General features: G+C 59.4%; 23 protein-coding genes and 1 tRNA gene. 19 read left to right on the forward strand and 5 right to left on the reverse strand.

Features of this window, described 5'->3' with window-relative positions:
• Positions 1 to 7 precede the first annotated feature (7 nt).
• Both R4P57_RS10805 and R4P57_RS10810 read left to right on the forward strand, forming a co-directional pair.
• Positions 8 to 1,708, forward strand: a complete 1,701-nt coding sequence (locus tag R4P57_RS10805; protein WP_317802848.1) for a hypothetical protein — start codon at positions 8 to 10, stop codon at positions 1,706 to 1,708.
• Between the two features lie 69 nt (positions 1,709 to 1,777).
• The gene (locus tag R4P57_RS10810) at positions 1,778 to 2,119 is read left to right on the forward strand and encodes a hypothetical protein (RefSeq protein WP_317802849.1); all 342 of its coding nucleotides are present in this window, start codon (positions 1,778 to 1,780) and stop codon (positions 2,117 to 2,119) included.
• Between the two features lie 18 nt (positions 2,120 to 2,137).
• On the opposite strand, the gene R4P57_RS10815 is transcribed toward R4P57_RS10810, so the two are convergent.
• Positions 2,138 to 3,262, reverse strand: coding sequence for a hypothetical protein (locus tag R4P57_RS10815; RefSeq protein ID WP_317802850.1), 1,125 nt, complete (start codon positions 3,260 to 3,262; stop codon positions 2,138 to 2,140).
• 163 nt (positions 3,263 to 3,425) lie between these two features.
• On the opposite strand from R4P57_RS10815, the gene R4P57_RS10820 reads away from it, so the two are divergent.
• From R4P57_RS10820 to R4P57_RS10895, 16 genes are all read left to right on the forward strand, one after another.
• Positions 3,426 to 4,181 (forward strand): hypothetical protein, encoded by a 756-nt coding sequence (locus R4P57_RS10820; RefSeq protein ID WP_317802851.1) that lies wholly within the window; start codon positions 3,426 to 3,428, stop codon positions 4,179 to 4,181.
• Positions 4,182 to 4,186: 5 nt separating this feature from the next.
• Positions 4,187 to 5,254, forward strand: coding sequence for a hypothetical protein (locus tag R4P57_RS10825; protein ID WP_317802852.1), 1,068 nt, complete (start codon positions 4,187 to 4,189; stop codon positions 5,252 to 5,254).
• Complete coding sequence (locus R4P57_RS10830; RefSeq protein ID WP_317802853.1) at positions 5,251 to 5,967, forward strand: hypothetical protein; 717 nt, start codon at positions 5,251 to 5,253, stop codon at positions 5,965 to 5,967. The genes R4P57_RS10825 and R4P57_RS10830 overlap by 4 nt, the downstream gene beginning before the upstream one ends.
• Positions 5,968 to 6,040: 73 nt before the next feature.
• Positions 6,041 to 6,670 (forward strand): hypothetical protein, encoded by a 630-nt coding sequence (locus tag R4P57_RS10835; protein ID WP_317802854.1) that lies wholly within the window; start codon positions 6,041 to 6,043, stop codon positions 6,668 to 6,670.
• Entirely contained in the window at positions 6,667 to 7,218 is a 552-nt protein-coding gene (locus R4P57_RS10840; protein ID WP_317802855.1) for a hypothetical protein, read from the forward strand. The genes R4P57_RS10835 and R4P57_RS10840 overlap by 4 nt, the downstream gene beginning before the upstream one ends.
• Positions 7,215 to 7,412 (forward strand): hypothetical protein, encoded by a 198-nt coding sequence (locus R4P57_RS10845; protein WP_317802856.1) that lies wholly within the window; start codon positions 7,215 to 7,217, stop codon positions 7,410 to 7,412. Before R4P57_RS10840 ends, R4P57_RS10845 begins: the two co-directional genes overlap by 4 nt.
• Positions 7,413 to 7,580: 168 nt before the next feature.
• Positions 7,581 to 7,826, forward strand: coding sequence for a hypothetical protein (locus tag R4P57_RS10850; RefSeq protein ID WP_317802857.1), 246 nt, complete (start codon positions 7,581 to 7,583; stop codon positions 7,824 to 7,826).
• The gene (locus R4P57_RS10855) at positions 7,819 to 9,999 is read left to right on the forward strand and encodes a type IV secretory system conjugative DNA transfer family protein (protein ID WP_411742347.1); all 2,181 of its coding nucleotides are present in this window, start codon (positions 7,819 to 7,821) and stop codon (positions 9,997 to 9,999) included. The genes R4P57_RS10850 and R4P57_RS10855 overlap by 8 nt, the downstream gene beginning before the upstream one ends.
• Positions 9,996 to 10,994 (forward strand): replication-relaxation family protein, encoded by a 999-nt coding sequence (locus R4P57_RS10860; protein ID WP_317802859.1) that lies wholly within the window; start codon positions 9,996 to 9,998, stop codon positions 10,992 to 10,994. The genes R4P57_RS10855 and R4P57_RS10860 overlap by 4 nt, the downstream gene beginning before the upstream one ends.
• Entirely contained in the window at positions 10,991 to 12,061 is a 1,071-nt protein-coding gene (locus R4P57_RS10865; protein ID WP_317802860.1) for a site-specific DNA-methyltransferase, read from the forward strand. Before R4P57_RS10860 ends, R4P57_RS10865 begins: the two co-directional genes overlap by 4 nt.
• Positions 12,062 to 12,149: 88 nt before the next feature.
• A complete protein-coding gene (locus R4P57_RS10870) occupies positions 12,150 to 12,521 on the forward strand; it encodes a hypothetical protein (RefSeq protein ID WP_317802861.1) in 372 nt (123 codons plus the stop codon).
• 155 nt (positions 12,522 to 12,676) lie between these two features.
• Complete coding sequence (locus tag R4P57_RS10875) at positions 12,677 to 13,303, forward strand: antirestriction protein ArdA (protein WP_317802862.1); 627 nt, start codon at positions 12,677 to 12,679, stop codon at positions 13,301 to 13,303.
• A gap of 126 nt (positions 13,304 to 13,429) precedes the next feature.
• Positions 13,430 to 13,810, forward strand: coding sequence for a helix-turn-helix transcriptional regulator (locus tag R4P57_RS10880; protein WP_317802863.1), 381 nt, complete (start codon positions 13,430 to 13,432; stop codon positions 13,808 to 13,810).
• Between the two features lie 41 nt (positions 13,811 to 13,851).
• Complete coding sequence (locus R4P57_RS26805; protein ID WP_411742348.1) at positions 13,852 to 14,481, forward strand: ImmA/IrrE family metallo-endopeptidase; 630 nt, start codon at positions 13,852 to 13,854, stop codon at positions 14,479 to 14,481.
• On the forward strand, positions 14,478 to 14,801 hold the full coding sequence (locus R4P57_RS10890) for a helix-turn-helix domain-containing protein (RefSeq protein WP_317802865.1): 324 nt from the start codon (positions 14,478 to 14,480) through the stop codon (positions 14,799 to 14,801). Before R4P57_RS26805 ends, R4P57_RS10890 begins: the two co-directional genes overlap by 4 nt.
• On the forward strand, positions 14,798 to 16,276 hold the full coding sequence (locus tag R4P57_RS10895; protein WP_317802866.1) for a site-specific integrase: 1,479 nt from the start codon (positions 14,798 to 14,800) through the stop codon (positions 16,274 to 16,276). Before R4P57_RS10890 ends, R4P57_RS10895 begins: the two co-directional genes overlap by 4 nt.
• 294 nt (positions 16,277 to 16,570) lie before the next feature.
• Here R4P57_RS10895 and R4P57_RS10900 read toward each other — a convergent pair whose 3' ends face one another.
• Entirely contained in the window at positions 16,571 to 16,816 is a 246-nt protein-coding gene (locus R4P57_RS10900; RefSeq protein ID WP_317802867.1) for a hypothetical protein, read from the reverse strand.
• A gap of 135 nt (positions 16,817 to 16,951) precedes the next feature.
• On the opposite strand from R4P57_RS10900, the gene R4P57_RS26810 reads away from it, so the two are divergent.
• Positions 16,952 to 18,595 (forward strand): recombinase family protein, encoded by a 1,644-nt coding sequence (locus R4P57_RS26810; RefSeq protein ID WP_411742354.1) that lies wholly within the window; start codon positions 16,952 to 16,954, stop codon positions 18,593 to 18,595.
• On the opposite strand, the gene R4P57_RS10905 is transcribed toward R4P57_RS26810, so the two are convergent.
• From R4P57_RS10905 to R4P57_RS10915, 3 genes are all read right to left on the reverse strand, one after another.
• A tRNA-Val gene (locus tag R4P57_RS10905) sits at positions 18,552 to 18,626 on the reverse strand. The genes R4P57_RS26810 and R4P57_RS10905 overlap by 44 nt on opposite strands.
• Before the next feature lie 87 nt (positions 18,627 to 18,713).
• Entirely contained in the window at positions 18,714 to 19,175 is a 462-nt protein-coding gene (locus R4P57_RS10910; protein WP_317802868.1) for a peroxiredoxin, read from the reverse strand.
• 31 nt (positions 19,176 to 19,206) lie between these two features.
• The gene (locus tag R4P57_RS10915) at positions 19,207 to 19,629 is read right to left on the reverse strand and encodes a DUF3052 domain-containing protein (RefSeq protein WP_032379129.1); all 423 of its coding nucleotides are present in this window, start codon (positions 19,627 to 19,629) and stop codon (positions 19,207 to 19,209) included.
• Between the last annotated feature and the right edge of the window lie 209 nt (positions 19,630 to 19,838).

Raw genomic sequence — 19,838 nt, forward strand, 5'->3', positions numbered from 1 at the left:
GAGTCAAATGCCCAACCAGCATGTACCGTCGTGGCTGAATCGCGAGAAGGTCAGGGGCCTCTCCAGCCTAACGGCATCGATATTAGCCGGGCTTGCCGTCCTGCCAATCGTTTTACTCGTTACAGGTAAGGCTTCTGGCTTGCTCTGGGCAATCCCCCTAATCGTATTGGTTCTTCTTTCTATCCTTCAGATTTTTTGGCGTGCACTTCAACGCGACGCAATCCCCGCTCCCGACAATACCGCCAACCCTTTGAATTTATCAAGTGAAATAGCGCAGACTATTCAGATGGCCCTCAAGCTTGAATCACAACTGTCAAGCACTGCGCTCTATGACTTCGTAACACTCGCTGTAGACCCAATTGGATCAAGGAGCCGAGTCTCGGAATCTATCGATATCGACAGAAATAACACCCGCAAGACCGTGTCATTGGACATCAACATCACGTCTTCTGCACCTCCTCCTTTTTCCGCACCCTCATCAATGCTAATCCCGATTGCCCAGCCTAAAAAAGGTCGCCTGTACAACAATTTCGATGTCTCTGAAAGAAGCGGGCTGGCAATAACATCGCTCCCGTTCGCCGATTGCAACATTCTCGCGGTCGCGTCTATGATCTCTCTATACAAAAAAGCATATAATCTTGACCCCGATCTCAGCCTTTGGTCGCAAGAGTTCACCTCAAACTTGAATGATCTGGTCGGCGCAGCCATCCAGCCGGCTCACGTACTTGCCCGCAATAACGGAGGCATTTCCGCCCAATTGCTCGGGAGGGTCAACAGCGCATTCTCGAATTCAACAATAAATGACCCAAATGCACACTCCCTGTCTCGGCTATTCGCGCAGGCTCTAGTAACAAGATTTTTTATCGTGATCCAGGCTCCAGCTCAGACACATTACTCTATTAACTATTCCTTTGACATTCCGAACAGCGCCATACAGAAGTCAGCATCCGAATCAGAATATAGCCGTCCCGCGCAAATGTTTCTTCGACTATTTAAAATCTCAAGCGGCCACGTACAGATTGGCCTCGGCCGCGCCGAGCGCTCTAAAAGTTATCATCTCTCAGTAACTGTACCCGATGGATCCTTTATGGACCGAATAACCATCGAGCATCGAACAGGTAACACAACCCGCTCAACGCGACCGGCATCGACAATGTCGCCAGGCTACTTCCGACTGCCACAGCGAGGTGCATCACAAACACATTTTTACAGCCGAGAAGCTGCAAAATCCGGAAACTCCGACTACTTCATGCGGCTAAGAGTATTTGAGAGGCCGACTGGTTCAGACCTACTTTCGGCATTCTGGCTGACAATCGTTCTAGGAATCACAATCTCGCTCCGTCAGGCCGTCGTTAATTCAGAATCGGGCAGCGACTTCGTTGCCGCAACTCTGGCGTATCCACTACTTATAGCAACGGCCGTCACTATCTACTTGGCACGAATGCGACGTTCACTTGTGTCATCTGCAAGTGCCCTGGCGTTCTCGCTAATTGGAGCCGTCAGCCTCACCCTGGAATTTCTCGCATACGCACTGGTTGTAGCCGGTCGAAACGTGGACAACCTGCCATGGGTTATGGCAGTCTTTGATTCCACTATCCTCTGGAATGTTGCAGTTGGCATCAGCGCATGGATGGCGGCTATTGCGATATCAGTCAGCACAGTTCGCATGCTTCGATTCTGGTTCATGAATGATGCCAGAGTTAGCTAGATTTTGGCTGTCGATTTTGACAACAAATTGTGATAAAATCGAATTAAACAATACTAATTGGGAGAACCAATGGCCGTGAACCATCTACCTAAACCGGGTCGAAGCAGCGAACGAGCAACAAAAGAGACGATCGGAATGTTTGACCTGCTCCACGGTGCCTCAGACAACGCGGCAGACGCTGGATACAGGGCATCAAACTATTTGCTGATCGATAGCGAGGACGCGGACACCGCCGTGGTGGCACCTCACAGTCTCGACTCAACGAGAGATGCGACGCTGCGCGATCTTGAAAACAGGCGACTCGCCCTAGTCAGAGTTCTGTCCGAGAAGAGTATCGACCAGGTTGTCGGAGACGATTTCGCCGCAGGTTGGAGCGTCGAGCTTGTCCCCGAGGCCGAGTCCAGTACCTAGTTTCACAATAAATCCAACTTATTGTGGCGTTCTTTCAAGCGCCTCCACGTGTTCTGCATACAGATGTTTTCCGTCAATTCCACGGGGCGCTTTCGATCCCGGTGCATACCAATCAGCTATTTTGAGCCAGTCCTGATCAATCGCGCTGCGATATTCCTCGCACGCTGTGACTGTGCTGTGCACCTGGCTTGCACTGGTGTCGCCCGATAGTTCTGCTTGGTGTCCGTCGAGGACGAACTTCTGCCAAATCGAATGAATATTCTCCCCCATCGTGCTTGCCTCAAGCGCTCTATAGAAGTGCTCTGCCTCCTGGTGTCTACTGTCCGCAAGCTTGCGACGAAGCCAAGAATCGTTCTCCTCATTGATCGGGTTGTGCCATCCGATCCGGTAGACGGCGTCGGTCACAGTCTCCTCGACCTTCGGATCGGAGAATAACCACATCCCGCCGCGCTCGTTGATGAATTGCTTCTCTGCGAGAAGAAATCTTGCGTACCAGTAGAGGGCGCTGCGGGCGTAGCCCTGTGCCTGTTTCACTGGGTCGAAACTCTCGACGCTCTCTGAATCCCACGGCAGATGGTCGGATGGCTCATTTTTGTATGTCGCCAGAGCAGCATCCAGGTCAGCCTTCAGCGCATAGACGGGCGTCCAGATCCGGTAGTAGGCCTCAAACCGTTCCACCCACGCCACCGCCAGCCTTGTATCGGCAGGGTGGCGCTGCTGCATACCCAGATGCGCGACGCGCATGGCCTGGTCATGACACAACGCCAGCACGCCTTCAGCGACGTCATCGACGATTTCCTTCTCGTGCTTCTTGCGAAACGTCTCAGTCGCAAGACCGAAGACTCCGGCTGCCATGCGTCGGCGTTCGTGTGCTGGTGCCATCTTCGTACCGCCGGTTAGCCCGAACGTGTATTCCGCGGCGGCCTGGTAATCCCCGCCATCGAGATGCTTGACCGCTTTGCGAACAAGGTCTGCGATCGCCGCCGGACTGCGATCGTTGGGGCGTGCAAGCCCGCTCAATTCTGTTGCTTCGTGCAGTGCATCCAGCCGGAGCTTCCGCACCACTCCCAGTCCCCGCTCGCGAAGCAATTTCAGCTCATCCACCACGTCCCCGTGTCGAAGTGCCCGAGTATCTGCCGTCATGGACGGATTTAACCCGGATATCCACCGGATCGTCTACCGGAACCGTCCCGACGGTTCGTGTTCGAGTGGTTGTAGGCCCACAACGGGCTCAAAAATCATCCGAACGAAGGACAACGGAATGAACGGCATCCCGCCAAGAACGAGCACTCCACACCGCACACTGGTGGCGATTTGCGTAGCCACCACGTTCGCCGCAGGCTGCGGCGTCATCAACCCGACCACTGACGAACACCCCGGCGCGACCGACTGCCCGCAATCACCCGTGGCGTTCAAAGCCGTGATCGACATCTCCGGCTCCCGGTCGTCGGTCCCACTGTCCGACGGCGAGAACGCAGCAGTTCAAGGGCTTGTCCGGCGCACGTTTCTCTGCGGTGGCAACGCAGACGTGTCGGCATTCTCCGGCAGCGTCGCCAGCACAGTGCCTCTCTACTCCGGCGAACTTCATCTCGACGGTGCGACCGAGAACGCCCGCCTACGTCGCGAGCCGGAGGCGACCGAGGGAGTCATGACGCAAATTCACCAAAAAATTACCGACGCAGTGGCGGCACCGCCGCGTTCAAGCGGAACCGACATCCTCGGACAGCTCGGCCTCAATGCGGAATACGGCCAACAGCTGAACAACGGCAATGGTCAGTCGCAGCTCGTCGGACTCATCGTGACCGATGGTGAAGACACCGACCAACTGAACTTCGCGGACCCCACGCTGACAGCGGCCTCGGCCGTTGCGATTGCCGACGCGGCGACCGTCCCCGACCTCTCGGGCGCACAGTTGACGATCATCGGTATCGGGAAGAGCTCCAGCGGCACGCCGGCGGCAACTGCCCATGTCGACGCCCTGAAAGCTGGCTGGAACCGGATCTGCGAACGTGCCAATGCCGCAGAATGCACCGTCGTCACCGACCCCGCGATTGGACGGTAGCGATCATGGCATTCCGAAATCCCCTCTCGCGTCCGGTCCCGTCCATCGCTCGCAAGCAGCCTCAAGCACGTCGACTGATCCCCACCGACAAGGCGGACAGCATCGCACGTCCGACCACAGTCGAGCGGACCTGGGCAGAACTCGAAGGCGACGCGCTCAGCGCCTCGCAACGCGACCTCTTCAAGGCAGATGCCGAACATGAAGCACGGGGAGACAGTTCGCGGCAAGCGGCACTCGAGCCGTACCGCGCCGAAGCAGCCTTCCTCGTCGAGCACGACCGACCTCTTGTCGAGTCCGCCGCGCGCTACTACCAGCGGGTGGCTGACGCCCTCTCACCGTGGCGACGACGCAAGGGATCTGGATGGGCATATCGCCTTCGAGCATGCGCGTTGTTCGCCGGGGAAGTCATGGGTCCGGCCAACGCGGCCATTCTGTTCGGCGACATCCCTTTGCTGGCGGTCATTCAGGCAGTCTCGGCGGGAGCTGCGACTGTCACGGCAGGACTGGTCGGTGCCGAATTCAAGCACCTGCAGCTGTCGGCCGAACGACACCGCGACGACCCCGATTGCCTCGACGATGCCCTACAGCCGTACCGACACCTCTTCGACGGTAGCGGACAACGTGCCCGCCGATATGCGACTATCGCGCTCGGCAGCGGCCTCACAGTCGGTCTGCTCGTCGCCATTGCGATTCTGAGCCTGCGCTCCGCAGTCGACAGTTTCGCGTCCGGTACGGCGTTCGGGGCCCTGGCTTTCGCTGTCACCATCGCATCCTTCATCAATTCGTACTGCCACGCCGATCAGGTCAGTGACCTCATCGACGACGCCCACGCTGCGTACAAGAAAGAACTGCGTGCGCACCGCCGGCTCCCGCTCCATGTGCCGCTGCTTCTTTCCGGGCGAGCGACCGACCGAACTCGCTCGATCCACGCCGAACGGCACCACCGCGGCGACGCAGCCGCAGCCCACCTGCATGGACAGACGTACCAGACCCTCATCGAAAGCCCCGACGTTGTCGGTCACGGCCCGGCAGCACCTGCCATCGGGCGGACACTTCGGAAGGACCCCGCATGACAACCCACGGATTTCATTCCGTCGATGTACGCCGACCTCGACTCATCGATATCCACCCACCGACCGGAACGCCACAAGGACGAGCGGGCAACCCTCGGGTCTCGAAAGCCTCACCCACGCTCGGACATCCTGGGAAGTGCCCCGAGGATCCGGCCCTGTACATGTTCCTCACGGATGACTCGGCCAGCATCACCGGAATGGCGGGCAACGACCCGCTCGCCCGACGCTACGACGAAGCTCGACGCGCCATCGAGCACATCGGTCGAGCCTGCGACTGCGGAAAGGAATTGGTCTCGGTCATTCACTTCGACTACCCGGCGCAGTGGGATGTCCCACCTCAGCGCCTCTATCCGCGAGGCGTGCGACGCCTTCGATCGGGCTTGCGCTCGGATGGGCTGCCAGGATCGAGCGATCTCGGTCCCGCGCTCGACAAGGCCGAACGCCTGGCCCGACAACATCCCGAAGCGGCGGCAACTCTGGTGGTCATGACGGACTTCTTCCTGACCGACCGTGACTCGAGAGCCGTGCTCGATCAGCTCATCTCATTCGATGGACACGTCCACGCCGTCTCGCTCGGTGCGGAACCGCCCGCCCTGCTGCAGCAGGCCGATCACGTGACGACATCAATGATCACCACCCGCTCAGAACCGGGCGCGACAGCACAAGCCGTCTTCGACGCCCTCATGACCTATCGGCAGTGCACCACGCCGTAGCCGTTTACCGCGCGTTTCATACCGCAGTCACTTCATTCCCATTTCACCTGCACCCCGGAAGGGGTAATTCGTCATGCCCAAATACTCCGAACCGCTGGTCGGCTCACTCCACGATGTCCCACCGTTCGAGCTAGCCGCCACGCTCACGCAGGCACAGCAAGCCATCTCGCTCGTCTCCGCTCGACTGTCGACCGAATCCGGCTTGCACCTCCTACTCACCGAACCCGACCGCGCCCCTCGAACACTGCAGCAGCTGAAAGACGCGGCAGCGCTACCGAAATCACCCAGCTCGCCGATGCGGCGCTGGCTACCCATCGACCGATCGGTCTGTGGGAACACGGTCTACCCGGACAGCATCATCGCTGCTCATGCCGAGTTCGTCCGAACCGTCCTCCACCTGCGCCTCGATCGAAGTCTGACGACGTCCAACCGCCTTCTCGTCGGAACATCGGCACTGGCGCTTATGCACGAACACATGCCGACACTCGGCGAAGTGACTGGACGCCTCCTGAACGCCGACTGGCGAGCCGCGCTCGTCACCGAACACCGGCTGCGACGGCCCGTTCGTAACCGACGCGACTACGCCATCCGCGCTGCCTACCTCGGAACCGCCGTCGCCGACCAGATCGAAGCCCACCCCATCCCCGGCCTGCACTCCAGCGCAGCCATCACCAGCCTGACCAGGAGGTCACACCAATCATGACCATGACAACCCACACCGCAGGCCTCGGCCTCTACACCGGAGGCGAACTCGACGAGGCACGAATCACGCTCAGCCAGTTCGTCTTCGACCAAGCCAAGACGACTGCCCTTGACGTCGGATTCGGCTACCAACCGGCCTCCGACGCACCGACGACCTACGACGGGCTCCGCGAGGCCTACGCGACGAGCCAGCAGACCGGGCAAGCCCTGCCGATCAGCAACCAGCACAGCGACGATGTCATCTTCACCAGTCCCGAGGCCAACATCGCCCACCGCTTCGTCCACGATGTCCATCACTGCCGACTCGGACTCGACTTCGGCTTGATTGATGAACTCGAACTGGCGATCTGGCATCTCGATCAGCTCGAAGACGCCGGCTACGAGCGCGGCACGCTTGAATGGACCCTGTTTCACGCCGATCTCGTCGGGCAGATCCAGATCAACGCGTTCGCAAAGCGGTTCCCAGACGACCAGCGACAGTTCGGCATCGACTGCGCTGTCCTCGGGTTCGAGCGCGGGGTCCTCGCGGAACTGCGACGGGCCCGATGAGCGCGAGCGACCCCAAATCGTGGGGCGACCAGATCGTTGGGTTTGCGGTGGCATGCCTCATTGCAGCCGTTGCGCTGTACTGCGCCATCGAAGTGCTGGCGTCAATTCTCCCCATCCTCATCACCATCCTCGGTATTGCGGCAGTCGTCGCGGCCATCGTGGCGATTGTTCGATGGCGGCAAAGTCGTTGGTAAGTAACAACTTTTCTCGGACACTCCACCTCAGCCTGACCTGCTCCGCCCGCCGTTGTAATAAACACAAGCGGTATTGACCGATCAACTTCTTCATCGTTAACTGAGTCTATAAATCAGTCAATGTATTGATCGATTCACAGAATTCGTAATTGAAAGGAGGCCACACCTATGTCCAAAACCATTCGTAACTCACCGAACTCACGAGGCAAGGGACGCAAGCAACGCAACATTTCCGTTCGTGCAGTCCGCCGCGAGCCGGCCGACCTTCGGCGTTTCAGCCGAGCCGTGCTCAGCATCGTTCTGGCCGAGGCGGAAGCACAGGCCGATGCTGAGCGCTCCGACACTGCTGCGCAGCAATCAGATTCGGCGCAGCCCGAAGCACCACGTAGCGACTCGGAGACGACAGATGACTAGCACTCCCCCGCTCGGGCCCGACAGCGTGGTCTGGCAACAGGTGTTCTGGCCCAGCCCTCTCCAGGAGTCGGATGTGCTCGATGTACTCCGACACTGGGCGACCGAACGACACGAACCGACGATCTATCTCGAAACCCGTTGTGAGAATGGCCGGGTCACGTACCTCATTGGCAGCCCGCTTCGCTACGCGACATCGATCCGCCGCACGGTCGAGCAGCTTGTTCGCGGGGTCACCATCAATCAGTTCGACGGCGACCGCCGCCGGGTGCAAACGGGGCGGCAACTGACCATGTCAACCTCCCAGCGGCGACTTGCACCGGCAGATCCTGTCGGATCGGCAAGATCGGTGCTCACCGCCATCACTGCAGCGGGCCACGGCGAAGTGCTCGTCCTGCAGCTGATTTTGGGTCCACGATGGTCACCCCGCGTCGTATCGCCCAGCACGTCTAAGCCAGACCAAGGGCCGCTGCGGACGCTGCTCTCGGGAAATCGGATGGCGACACCAGATCAGCTACGAGCCCACCGCGAAAAAGTCTCGCAACACGGCTTCGCCCTCACGGCGCGAATCGGCGTCCATGCCGACACCGACCAACGCCGTCGGCGACTGGCGCTCGGCGTCGCGGCAGCACTGGCGACAACCGAGGCGGCGGGCATCCGCGTGGGCATCAAGCACCAACCGGCGACGGCAATCAACGACGCGTCACTGCCCCGTTTCGGGTGGTCGTGGCCACTCAGACTGAACGTCGAGGAGGTCGCCCGTCTGAGCGGCCTGCCGATCGGCGACGGGGATTTCCCCGGGCAGCCCGCGCCCCATCCCCGGCCAATCCGACCGACTCCGTTACTCGCAAGCGGTGAGCGCGTTATCGCGACGTCCGACGCACCCGGTATCGACGCCACAATCGGCTACTCCATCACCGACGCCACACGGCACAGTTGGCTCCTCGGCCCCAACGGAACCGGAAAGACCACCCTGCTACTCAACCTCATCGTGCAGGACTTACAGCGTGGACTCGGCATGGTCGTCATCGAACCGAAAGATCTCATTGCCGACTTGCTCTTACGAATTCCTGAGAACCGCCGCGATGACGTCGTCCTGCTCGATCCCCTCGACGAAGCTCCCGTCGGCATCAACCCACTGCTCCGACGCAAGCAGGGCGAGATCAGGTCGCCGGAACTCATCGCCGATGCCCTGTTCGGCGTCTTCCACACGCTCTACGGCGACAGTCTCGGTCCGCGCAGCTCAGACATTCTCAGAAACAGCCTGGACGCCCTCGCTCGTCACCCAGAAGGCAGCTTGGTCATGCTGCCAGTTCTACTGACCAATCCGGCGTTCCGTCGCCGCCTGACGGCCGCCATCATCCGCGACGACCCGATTGCCGCTGGCCCCTTCTGGCAGTGGTTCGATGGACTCTCACCCGATGCAGCCGCGCAGGTAATCGCACCGCTCCAGAACAAGCTTCGTCCGCTGCTCTCGCCGTCACTGCGCAGCACGCTGTCGCAGACGACGGCCAAGTTCAACATCCGGGACGTCCTCACTGACCAGAAGATTCTGCTCGTCCCGCTCCAAAAAGGTGTCCTCGGACCAGAATCCGCACAGCTACTCGGCGCGCTCGTGATTTCCGAACTCTGGCAAGCGATTCGTGAACGGGCCGGGACGCCCGCCCGTGATCGAAAGCCCGTCCCGATCTACATCGACGAAGTGCAGGACTACTTGAAGCTTCCGACCGCGGATCTGGAGGATGCGCTGGCAACCAGTCGATCGCTCGGAGCCGCCTTTCACCTTTCGCACCAGTTCCGGCGACAGCTGTCGAGCGCGATGCTCGCGGCCTTCACCAACAACGCTCGCTCCCGCATCTGTTTTCAGCTCGCCAGCGAAGACGCCAAAGCGATGGCCGATGGGCAATCGGTGATCAGTGCACAGGACTTCGGCGCACTCCCGGCCTATCACGTCTACGCCCAACTCATCCGAGACAACAGTCTGCAGCCGTGGGTATCCGGCGTCACCCTGCCCCCACCGCCCGCTACCTCCGACCCGGACGACGTCCGACGCCGTAGCCGAGCCCGCTACGGCCAACCGCGCGCCGAGATTGAAGCTGCCTTCCGCGCACTGCTCGACCAACCCTCGCCCACCACCGAGTCGGTATCGAACCGTCGAAGGAAGCGAACCGAATGAATAGTTCATCTTCATCGACCCCTCCGACCGACCCTCCAGTCCCTCCTCTGACAATTCCTGCCCCTCCCCTGCTCAACGTCCCACCGACCCAGTTACGGTCACCGACTGATGGTGTCCATACGGACACCACACCCCGAACGACCCCACCCGATTCGACCCCACAAACAGCCCAGACCAGACGAATCGGCAAAGCCGTACTGCAGGCCATTGAGGGCACACTGTCGGACCGTGACCGTCAAGTTCTGGGATCAATTCAGCGCCATCGATTCCTGACGACGGGTCACATCCAGACACTGCACTTCGCGGATCACGCCAGTCCCTCCGCTGGTGCCAGAGCCACCCGCAGCGTTCTGGAACGACTACGAAAGCACCGCCTGGTTGCGACGCTGGATCGACGTATCGGAGGTATTTACGGCGGTAGCAGCACGCCGACGTACTTCCTCGACACCGCTGGTATTCGGCTTGTCAGCGATGCCAGTAAGCGGCGGCGTCACGAACCGAGCCGGACGTTCGTGCAACATACGCTCGCAATCGCCGACACGACCGTTGCGCTGACCATGGCCGAACGAGCAGGACAGATCGAACTCATCGCAGCCGATCCCGAACCATCCTGTTGGCGGCGCTATCCCGGACTTGGTGGGGTAGCTGTCACCCTGAAACCGGATCTGCACGCCGTCACCGCGCCAGGACCCGACAGCGACTTCGAGGATAGTTGGTTCATCGAAATCGACCTTGGTACCGAGACCATCCCCACGCTCATCCGCAAGTGTCGCGAGTACGAGGCCTACCGGCGCAGCGGCACAGAACAAGATCGTGCCGGCGTCTTCCCGATCGTCGTGTGGGTCATGAGCGCACCCAATGTCGAAACCGCCCAGCGCCGGATCCACAGCCTGACTGCGCAGATCGCCCGCTCGGATGATCTCAGCGACGCCATCTTTCGCATCATCACCCCAGATCAACTCATCCCCCTCATTCAGAAAGGAGGCACCTCATGACCACGTCCCCGAACACAACAACTTCAGGATCACCAGCGGTCCCCCGTAATTCGATGCTCGTCGGCGACGCACTGCATCACCTGCGATCACTTCCCGACGCATCGGTCGACACCGTCATCACCAGTCCCCCGTACTTCCGACTGCGCAACTACGGGCACGCCGACCAGATCGGTCTCGAAGCAAATGTCGACGACTGGATCGCTAATCTCCGCCAGATTTGCCAGGAAGTCGCCCGCACCCTCGTTCCCACCGGGACGTTGTGGCTCAACCTCGGAGATTCTTATTCCGTCCACAGCAACCAAGGTGCACAACGCAAATCACTCGTCATGGCACCGGAACGGCTCGCCCTCGCTCTGCAGGCGGACGGGTTCATCGTGAGGAACAAGATTGTCTGGAGCAAGACCAACCCCATGCCGAGCAATGCGAAAGACCGCCTCGCGTGCACCTACGAAGTCGTGTACGTCCTGGCCAGAAGCCAGCGATACTTCTTCGATCTCGACGCCCTCCGCGTTCCTCACCGCTCGAAGGCCGCTCGCGGCGGCACGCTCGTCGATCGCGGCGTCGAGTCGTGGCGCGGTCCGAACGGCGACGACGTCACCGGCCTCGACAAGTTGAAAGCTGAAGGACGAGTGGGACACCCGCTCGGGAAGAACCCTGGTGACGTCTGGCCGCTTGCGACCAGCGGGTACCGCAGCGAGCATCACGCAACCTTCCCGATTGCGCTTCCATCGCGAGCTATCCAGGCAGGCTGCCCCGAGGCCCGTTGCATCATGTGTCGTCTCCCGTGGCAGCGCCGCGTCATCCGATCACTCGGCGGAACGGCAGTTCGCTCCTCGCTTGCCGCCACCTGCTCCTGTAACGCACCGAGTGAGCCGGGCCTGGTCCTCGACCCCTTTATGGGTAGCGGCAGCACAGCTGTTGCCGCCGAACAGCTCGGACGTGACTGGCTTGGGATTGAGCTCAACCCAGCATTCGTCACGATCGCCAATGAGCGCATCACAGATGACCGCGTGCGACGGCGAAGCGACACGCAACGACGTACGAACTCGAAAGACACTGCTGCATAACGGGTCGTAACTCGTCGGTGTCATGCGGCCGTCACCGAGACGTTCATCCGAGAACATCACCGGCCGCACAGCACCGAGGAGGAACCCCATGTCGAACCCAGCCGATATCGAGGACACGACAACTGCCAAGGGTGTCAAAACCATTGGCATTCGACTCGATCCGGACATCCACGCTCAGCTCACGCTGATCGCCGGACTTCGGGGCAGCACCATCACCGACGAGATCAAGACCGCCCTGCATGCTCACATCGCGGGCGCAAAGGACGCGGCCGATCTCGCCAACCGCGCCGACGAAGCGCTCGCTGAAATAGAGCGTGATGCGGCAGCCCGACGCGATGCCATCGCCACGCTGTTCGGCGACGTCATCGCTGCACCCAGCAGCGCGACGACGGCCAGCGCAGGTAGCGGTCGCAGTCGCGGCCGGAAGGCACCCACGGAGGGAGGTGAATCGTCGGACTGAGAACGACCCGTCCGACACGGCAGTACCCCGGTGAACGGAAGGAACGGAGCGGGATGTGTTGAGAATCAGCCAGATTCTCCACCTCCTGACTTCGTTTCTCCCGTCATCCCAACGCATCCACGACCCGCATTAACCAGTAACCGAAAGGAGGTGTCATGACCCATGAATCAGATCCCTACGCACACAGAACAACAAGCCACGAGCCGACCCCAGTCCCGGAACACGAATCGAGCCACGAAGAGCCACCCGCGCCCTCGCCGCGCATCTACGTTGCCTCGCTATCCGACTACAACAACGGCCGCCTTCACGGCGTCTGGCTCGATGCAGCCCGCACAGCCGACGAGATCTACGCAGACATCGCAGCCATGCTCGCCACATCGAAAGAACCTGACGCGGAGGAGTTCGCCATCCATGACTTCGATGACTTCGGCGCGGTCCGCCTCGGCGAGTACGAATCCATTCCCCACGTCGCTGCGATCGCGCAGGGGATCGAGCAGCACGGGCATGCCTTCGCTGCCTGGGCTGACGCCCATGAAGGCGACTCCGACTTGCTCGAACGCTTCAGCGAGAACTACATCGGCCACTACGAGAGCCTGGAAGCGTACGCGGAAGAGATCATCGACGACCACGGCTACCAGCAGCTGGTGGACGAGGTCATCCCAGCCTCGCTTCGCCCGTACGTTCGCATCGACACCGATGCATTGGCCCGAGACATGTACCTGGATGGATCTGTGGTCGTCTATCCCGATGAAACAGGCGGCGTCTGGTTGTTCCAAGCGTGATGCCAACCAGACCTTCACCAAGATAAATCATCAAAATCGGCTGTAAGCAAACCGATTTAGCAGATTCCACCGTTGAAAGAGTTGATCGATCGTCGTAAAATTGGAATGAGAAACGGAGAAACTCTCATGGAATCCATTCACCCCAACGATCTAGCAAAATTCATTGCGACGGCCAGGAAAAGGCGCGGACTATCCGCCAGCGAAGTTGCCCGGCGAGCTGGCATTGCGTCAGGAACTCTGACTCGGCTCGAACGAGGGGAAATCGAGCACCCGCACCTCGACAACCTTCACGCGATTGCGGAAGTTATCGACGTGCCGCTTGCCGATATGTTCGCCGCGGCGAACTGGCTACCCAAGGGCGAATTACCAACGTTTACACCGTATCTGAAGGCAAAGTACAAGTCATTGCCACCGGAAGCCTACAAGCAGATTGCCGACCATTTCGAGTCGATCATCGCGAAGTACGGACTTCATCTCGAAGGACCGAAGCTCGGTCAAGACGAGTAACCGCAACCCACCAACATCAGCAAACCGAGAGGAGGTATTCAATGCCGCACAACATAACTCAAACACACCGAAAGAAGTCCGTCATCGCCAAGCTGCGATCGGTCGTTCCGAAACGACGCCTCTCGATCGAAGAAGCTCTCCGCATCGCCGAACTGCAGGCCAACCACCTGCTGGCTTTCGGCAACGTCGACGCAGAACCTGTTCCCGAGCAAATCATCAGCGAACTCCCCAACATTCGCGTCGAGTACGTGACGACGCCGCTCGCGGGAACCTGCTTCTGGGACGGCCATGAGTGGGTCGTTCAGATCAACCAAAAGGACACATGGGTCCGACAACGGTTCGTCCTTGCCCACGAGTACAAGCACATCCTCGACTACGGGTACACCGACTGGCTGTACCCCTCGGCTCCCTGCACGCACGAACTTGATCATTCCGAATACGCGGCCGACTACTTCGCTGGTTGCCTTCTCGTGCCACGCGTTGCGCTCAAACGCGCGTTTGCGCAGGGGATCCAACGCCCGCAGCAACTTGCGCAGCACTTCGGTGTCTCCGAGCGAACGATCGAAACGCGGCTTCACCAAGTTGGTCTTATCGATCCAACTCCCCGGTGCATGGACCACCGGCGCATGCACGCCCGCGCACGACACCTGAGCGTCGGGGAACACTCATGAAGGCGAAGCAACCCAGCCATGCGGACGTCGACCGCGCCAAGCAGGTTTTGGCAGATCTCGCTTTGTCGCTGGCAATCTCCGAAGCCGACCAGCTTCTTGAAAGTCGAGACCACAATTCAACCCCGGACCGCAGGCCGAAGCCATCTCTTCTGACGATCCCGGAGGCATGTGCGGAACTCAGAATCAGCCGCTGGTCCGTCTATCGACTGATCCAGTCGAATCAAATCGAAACCGTCACCATCGGACGGAGGCGGTTTGTCCCAAAGATCGTCCTGGATGACTTCATCGAAGCTCTTCAGCGTCCGGGAGCCGATCGATGAGCGGCACTCGGAGCAATGGCGACGGCACGATCTACAAACGCAAGGACGGCCGATTCGAGGGTGCTGCATACGTCGTCACGAACACTGGCACACGGAAAAGAATCCGTGTGTACGGGGCTACGCGCGACGAGGCCAGACTGAAGCTGACTGCCCAACTTGCACAAGCCGACAAAGGGATTCCGACACCAGATCGTGCGTGGACTGTCGGCCAGTACCTGGACTATTGGATGACGGAGGTCGTCCCAACCACTCGTCGACCAGCCACCGTTCTGTCCTACGAGTCTGCGGTTCGGATCCACATCAAGCCCCGGTTGGGATCACAGTCCCTCACCAAGCTGACCGTCCAGCAGCTCCAAAGGGTGCTGAACAAACAGCGTGAAGATGGACATTCAGTCCGGGTTGTCAGGTTGACTCGCACTGTCCTCAGCGCGGCGCTCACACGCGCGATGCGCGAAGAAATCGTCACCCGAAACGTCGCAAGACTGGTCGAGCTCCCCGCATGGAAGCGAAAAGACATCACTCCATGGTCGGTCAGTGAGGTGCAGCGTTTTTTGGACACAGTGCAAAACGACCGGATGTATCCGGCCTTCCTGATGCTTGTCCTGTACGGGCTTCGACGCGGCGAACTACTCGGTCTTCGGTGGAGCGATGTCGACTTCAACGAGAACATCGTGCATGTTCGCCAACAGCTTCAGCAGCTCGCCAATAGCGTTGCGACGGGACCGATCAAGACCGATGCAGGGGTTCGCGACCTGCCGCTCATTCCCGTTGTACGCCGAGCGCTTCTGCAACATGAAGCTGTCTCGGCACCCGGAGACGATACCGACCGACTCATCTTCTTGGGGACGACAGGTGCACCGTTATGGCCTCGGAACTTCGTGAAGCGCTTTCACAAGCTGCGTGAACGAGCTGGTCTGCGCCGCATCACAATTCATCACTTGCGACACACAGCCGCCACGATTCTTAAGAATGCGGGTGTACCCGCTCGGGACGCTCAGCTCATTCTGGGCCATGCGCACATCACGACAACGCAGCAGTTTTATCAGCACGCAGACATTGAAGGACAGAAAACAGCACTCACCAAAGTTGGCCAAGTGCTGTTGACAGGGGTTGACGGCGATCGTTGCCGTCAGGTTCAGCCGTCAAACGCAATTCTGCGTGGGCTGAACGGATGGATTACTAATGGAGGGCCAGCGGGGACTCGAACCCCGGACACCCTGCTTAAGAGGCCTCAACCTGCCGGTGGAGAAGTCTCTTTGACCTCTGTAATCAAACATCAACGAACACGGGCTTACGCGGCCGTGCTTGGCTTCGTTGCCGTCAGCGGTAGCCGTCAAAATTCAGAATACGATCAGGGCGTAGTAGGCGTGAAGGATTACTTAATTTTGGCCGTCAAGTCGCTCCGACAGACCGTTCGACCGGAGCTGCGTCCGAGGCCTTGGAATGTCACTACGACCGATTGGACGCAGCGATGAGGGTTTCGCAGTGCCGCCGCACTGATTCTAGCGACTCAATAGGAAGAAAACCCTCCTCTAGCGTCCCGTCGACTGATTTGGTATTCCATACAATCCATTCGCGCAGTTCTGAATCAAGTACCTTGAGCGCTGCTAGCGCGTCCAGGTCCGCAATGACAGCGGCCGGATCGTCGAGATATACCGCGTTGAGATCAAGCCGCTCACCGCCCTCAATCGCAGCTTTGGTAGTGCGAAGCACTGAAGCCAGCCGAGGAAAATCTTTATGCTGAAGAAGGCGCGGTATCGATTCACTCATCATCGTCCATCGCTAGAGAGTTTCAAATCGAGATGGTCACTGATTTGATGAATCCAACCGTCATGACGATCGACCTGAGAGGAAAGCGCAGTGTGCTCGGTTGCAAGGTCGTCGATAGCGCCGATCACCTGATCGAACCGATTTTTCATATCATCTGCGTCAGCCTTTTTGGAAAGCTCGGACTCAATAGCGTCAAATCGCTTTTCCATATACTTGAATAGCTTCGTAAATTCATCGTGACTCATACTACGTTCTATTATGACAACAGTTTGGCCAAATGCAAGGCTTTTTTGTATTGGCAATTCTCCATAGATTGACGATGCGGATACAAGCCGTCACGGATACACACCTCACTCTTCCTACACAATTTGGAGTCAAATATGACAACCGCCGTAATCTACCTGAGAGTCAGTACAAAGGACCAGGCAAGCCGCGGCGGATCGGACGAAGGGTTCTCGATTCCAGCTCAGCGTGACGCTTGTACACGCAAAGCGGCAGCGCTCAAGGCACAAGTTGCGGAAGAGTTCGTAGATGCTGGCGAGTCCGCTAAGTCATCCGATAGGCAGTCTTTGCAGGCAATGCTCGCTTACATCAAGGCGAACCCCTGCACGTACGTGATCGTTCACAAGGTCGACCGGTTGGCTCGAAACCGAGCGGACGATGTGGCCATCACGCTGGCAATTCAGAACTCAGGAGCACGGCTTGTAAGCGTGACCGAGAACATTGATGAAACCCCCAGCGGCGCACTCTTGCACGGGATTATGTCCAGCATTGCAGAGTTCTACAGCCGGAACTTGGCAGGCGAAGTAATCAAGGGCACTCAGCAGAAAGTCCTCGAAGGGGGTACGCCAGCGCTGGCTCCGCTCGGCTACCTCAACGTCCGAGAAGTGATGGCGGGCCGCGAAGCTCGCACAATCTCGATCGATCACGAACGCGCCCAACACATCACGTGGGCGTTCGACGCTTACGCCAGCGGCAACTGGAGCATCCCGAAGCTGGCTGCCCAGCTCCAAACTCGGGGACTGACACAACGACCGACAGCGAAACGAGCCGCGCGTCCAATAACGGTGTCCAGTCTCCACAACATTCTGCGAAACCGGTACTACATCGGAATCGTGACTTGGCGTGGTATCGAGTACCCCGGCAAACACGTTCCACTTACGGACACAGCAACGTTCGAGCGTGCGCAGGAGGTCCTGGATTCTCACCGTCGATCCGGTGAACGCTCCTACCGCCGGAAGCACCACCTGGCAGGCAGTCTGTGCTGCGGTCGCTGCGGATCGAAACTGATTTACGCAATCTCGACGGGCAAACTTGGCGTGCACTATCCGTACTGGCTCTGCCTCGGTCGCCACAAGGCGAAGAACGGCTGCGATCTCCCCTACCTTGCGGAATCCAATGTGGAATCAGCGGTGGCCGACCTGTGGCATCGTCAAACCTTGCCGACGGCGGCGCTAGCGGTGATCCGGTCGGGACTACAGGTCGACCTAACGACCCATACGTCGCACGCAGAATCAGAACGCCGCAGACTCACAGCGCGCGTCAATGCGGTGAAGCATGAGCGCCTGAAATGGGCAGAGATGGCGATGGACGATTCGGTGCCGCGAGATATCGCTCGGGATAAGCAGGCGACCCTCTCGAAGCAACTCGACCAGCTTGAAGGCCACCTCGCGGTCTTCGACCAATCAGCCGTCGACATGAATGCGGCAATCGTCGCTGCGACTTCGTTGCTGAGTCGGTGCGGTGCGGCGTACGAATCCGCACCCGGCCCAACCCGGCGCGACTACAACCAGGCATGGTTCGAGCGGATTGCCGTCGATGTCGACGAGTTCGAGGTTGTCCAGACGGAGGCGGATGCAACGGACTTCATCGAGGCGTTGAGAACGTCGTCGGCGGATGGAAACCGCGCGATAGAACGAGGAGAGGATGACCTTGAATTGAAGATGACCTCGGTGGTCAAGGGTTCGAACGTCACTTCTCTGGTGGGCGCAGAGGGGTTCGAACCCCCGACCGCTGGTGTGTAAAACCAGAGCTCTACCGCTGAGCTATACGCCCGAGTACCGGTGGCCTGGGGACAAACCCGGGCCACCGGAACGCTTGGAGAAATTTATCGTGTCTGATCTCTAACTACAATTCCGCAGGTCAGCTCACCTGTGCGAGAGCCTCGGCCCACGACGAACTGTCGCGGGCCTCGCCGGGTCCGTTCATTTCGGCGAACCTGACGATCCCGGATTTGTCGACCACGAACGTTCCACGATTGGCGAAGCCGGCGCTGTCGTTGAACACGCCGTACGCCTGAGCAACCTCACCGTGCGGCCAGAAGTCCGACAGCAGCGGAAAGGTGTAACCCTGTTCTGCAGCCCAGATCTTGTGGGTCGGAGGTGGGCCCACCGAGATTGCCAACACCGCAGTGTCGTCGTTCTCGAAGGTCGGCAACTCGTCGCGCACTTTGCACAGCTCGCCCTGGCACGTGCCGGTGAAGGCCAGTGGATAGAACACGAGCAGAACGTTTTTCACGTTCCTGTACGACGACAACGTCACCAGTTGGTTGTTCTGATCCTTCAGAGTGAAGTCGGGCGCAACCGCGCCAACCTCGATCGGCATCTATGACCGTCTTCCTGTGTCGAGCATCGGCCTACCGCTTGGTGGCAGGGGTCTTGGGCTGAACCAATCGACTTCCGATCCAGTCACCGAGGTTTGCCGCAGAGGTCTGCGTCAATCCTGCGGTCGGGGCGGACTCGGCAATCTCACTGGGTTCGACGTGACCGGACATGCCGGTCTTGGGGCTGAGGACCCACACGATTCCATCGTCCGAGAGCGGCCCGATGGCATCCATGAGTGCATCGACCAGGTCACCGTCTCCGTCGCGCCACCACAGCAGTACAACGTCGATCACCTCGTCGGAATCCTCGTCGAGGGTCTCGCCACCGATCGCATCTTCTACGTCGGCGCGCAGATCATCGTCGGTGTCCTCGTCCCAGCCCAGCTCCTGTACGACCATGTCGCGAGTGATGCCAAGTTTCTGAGCGTAGTTCTGAGCGTCCGCCGCGGCGACCACGGTGGTGACCTCCTTGAATTGTGGGTGCAGTAGACAAAGCGAACAGGGTCGAAGCCGTTCGCGCAAGCTGACCGCGCCGAAATTGAGTACATAAATTTCTACTGGTGGGTATTGGACCTCTGTACTACCAGAACCGACGAGATGCGGCAGGATTGGGGAGGAATCACGAGAACGAGGAAAGTAGACCGCCGTCACAGGGGCGGGCTACA

This window comes from Rhodococcus sp. IEGM 1330, assembly GCF_033142445.1.
Lineage (GTDB): Bacteria > Actinomycetota > Actinomycetes > Mycobacteriales > Mycobacteriaceae > Rhodococcoides.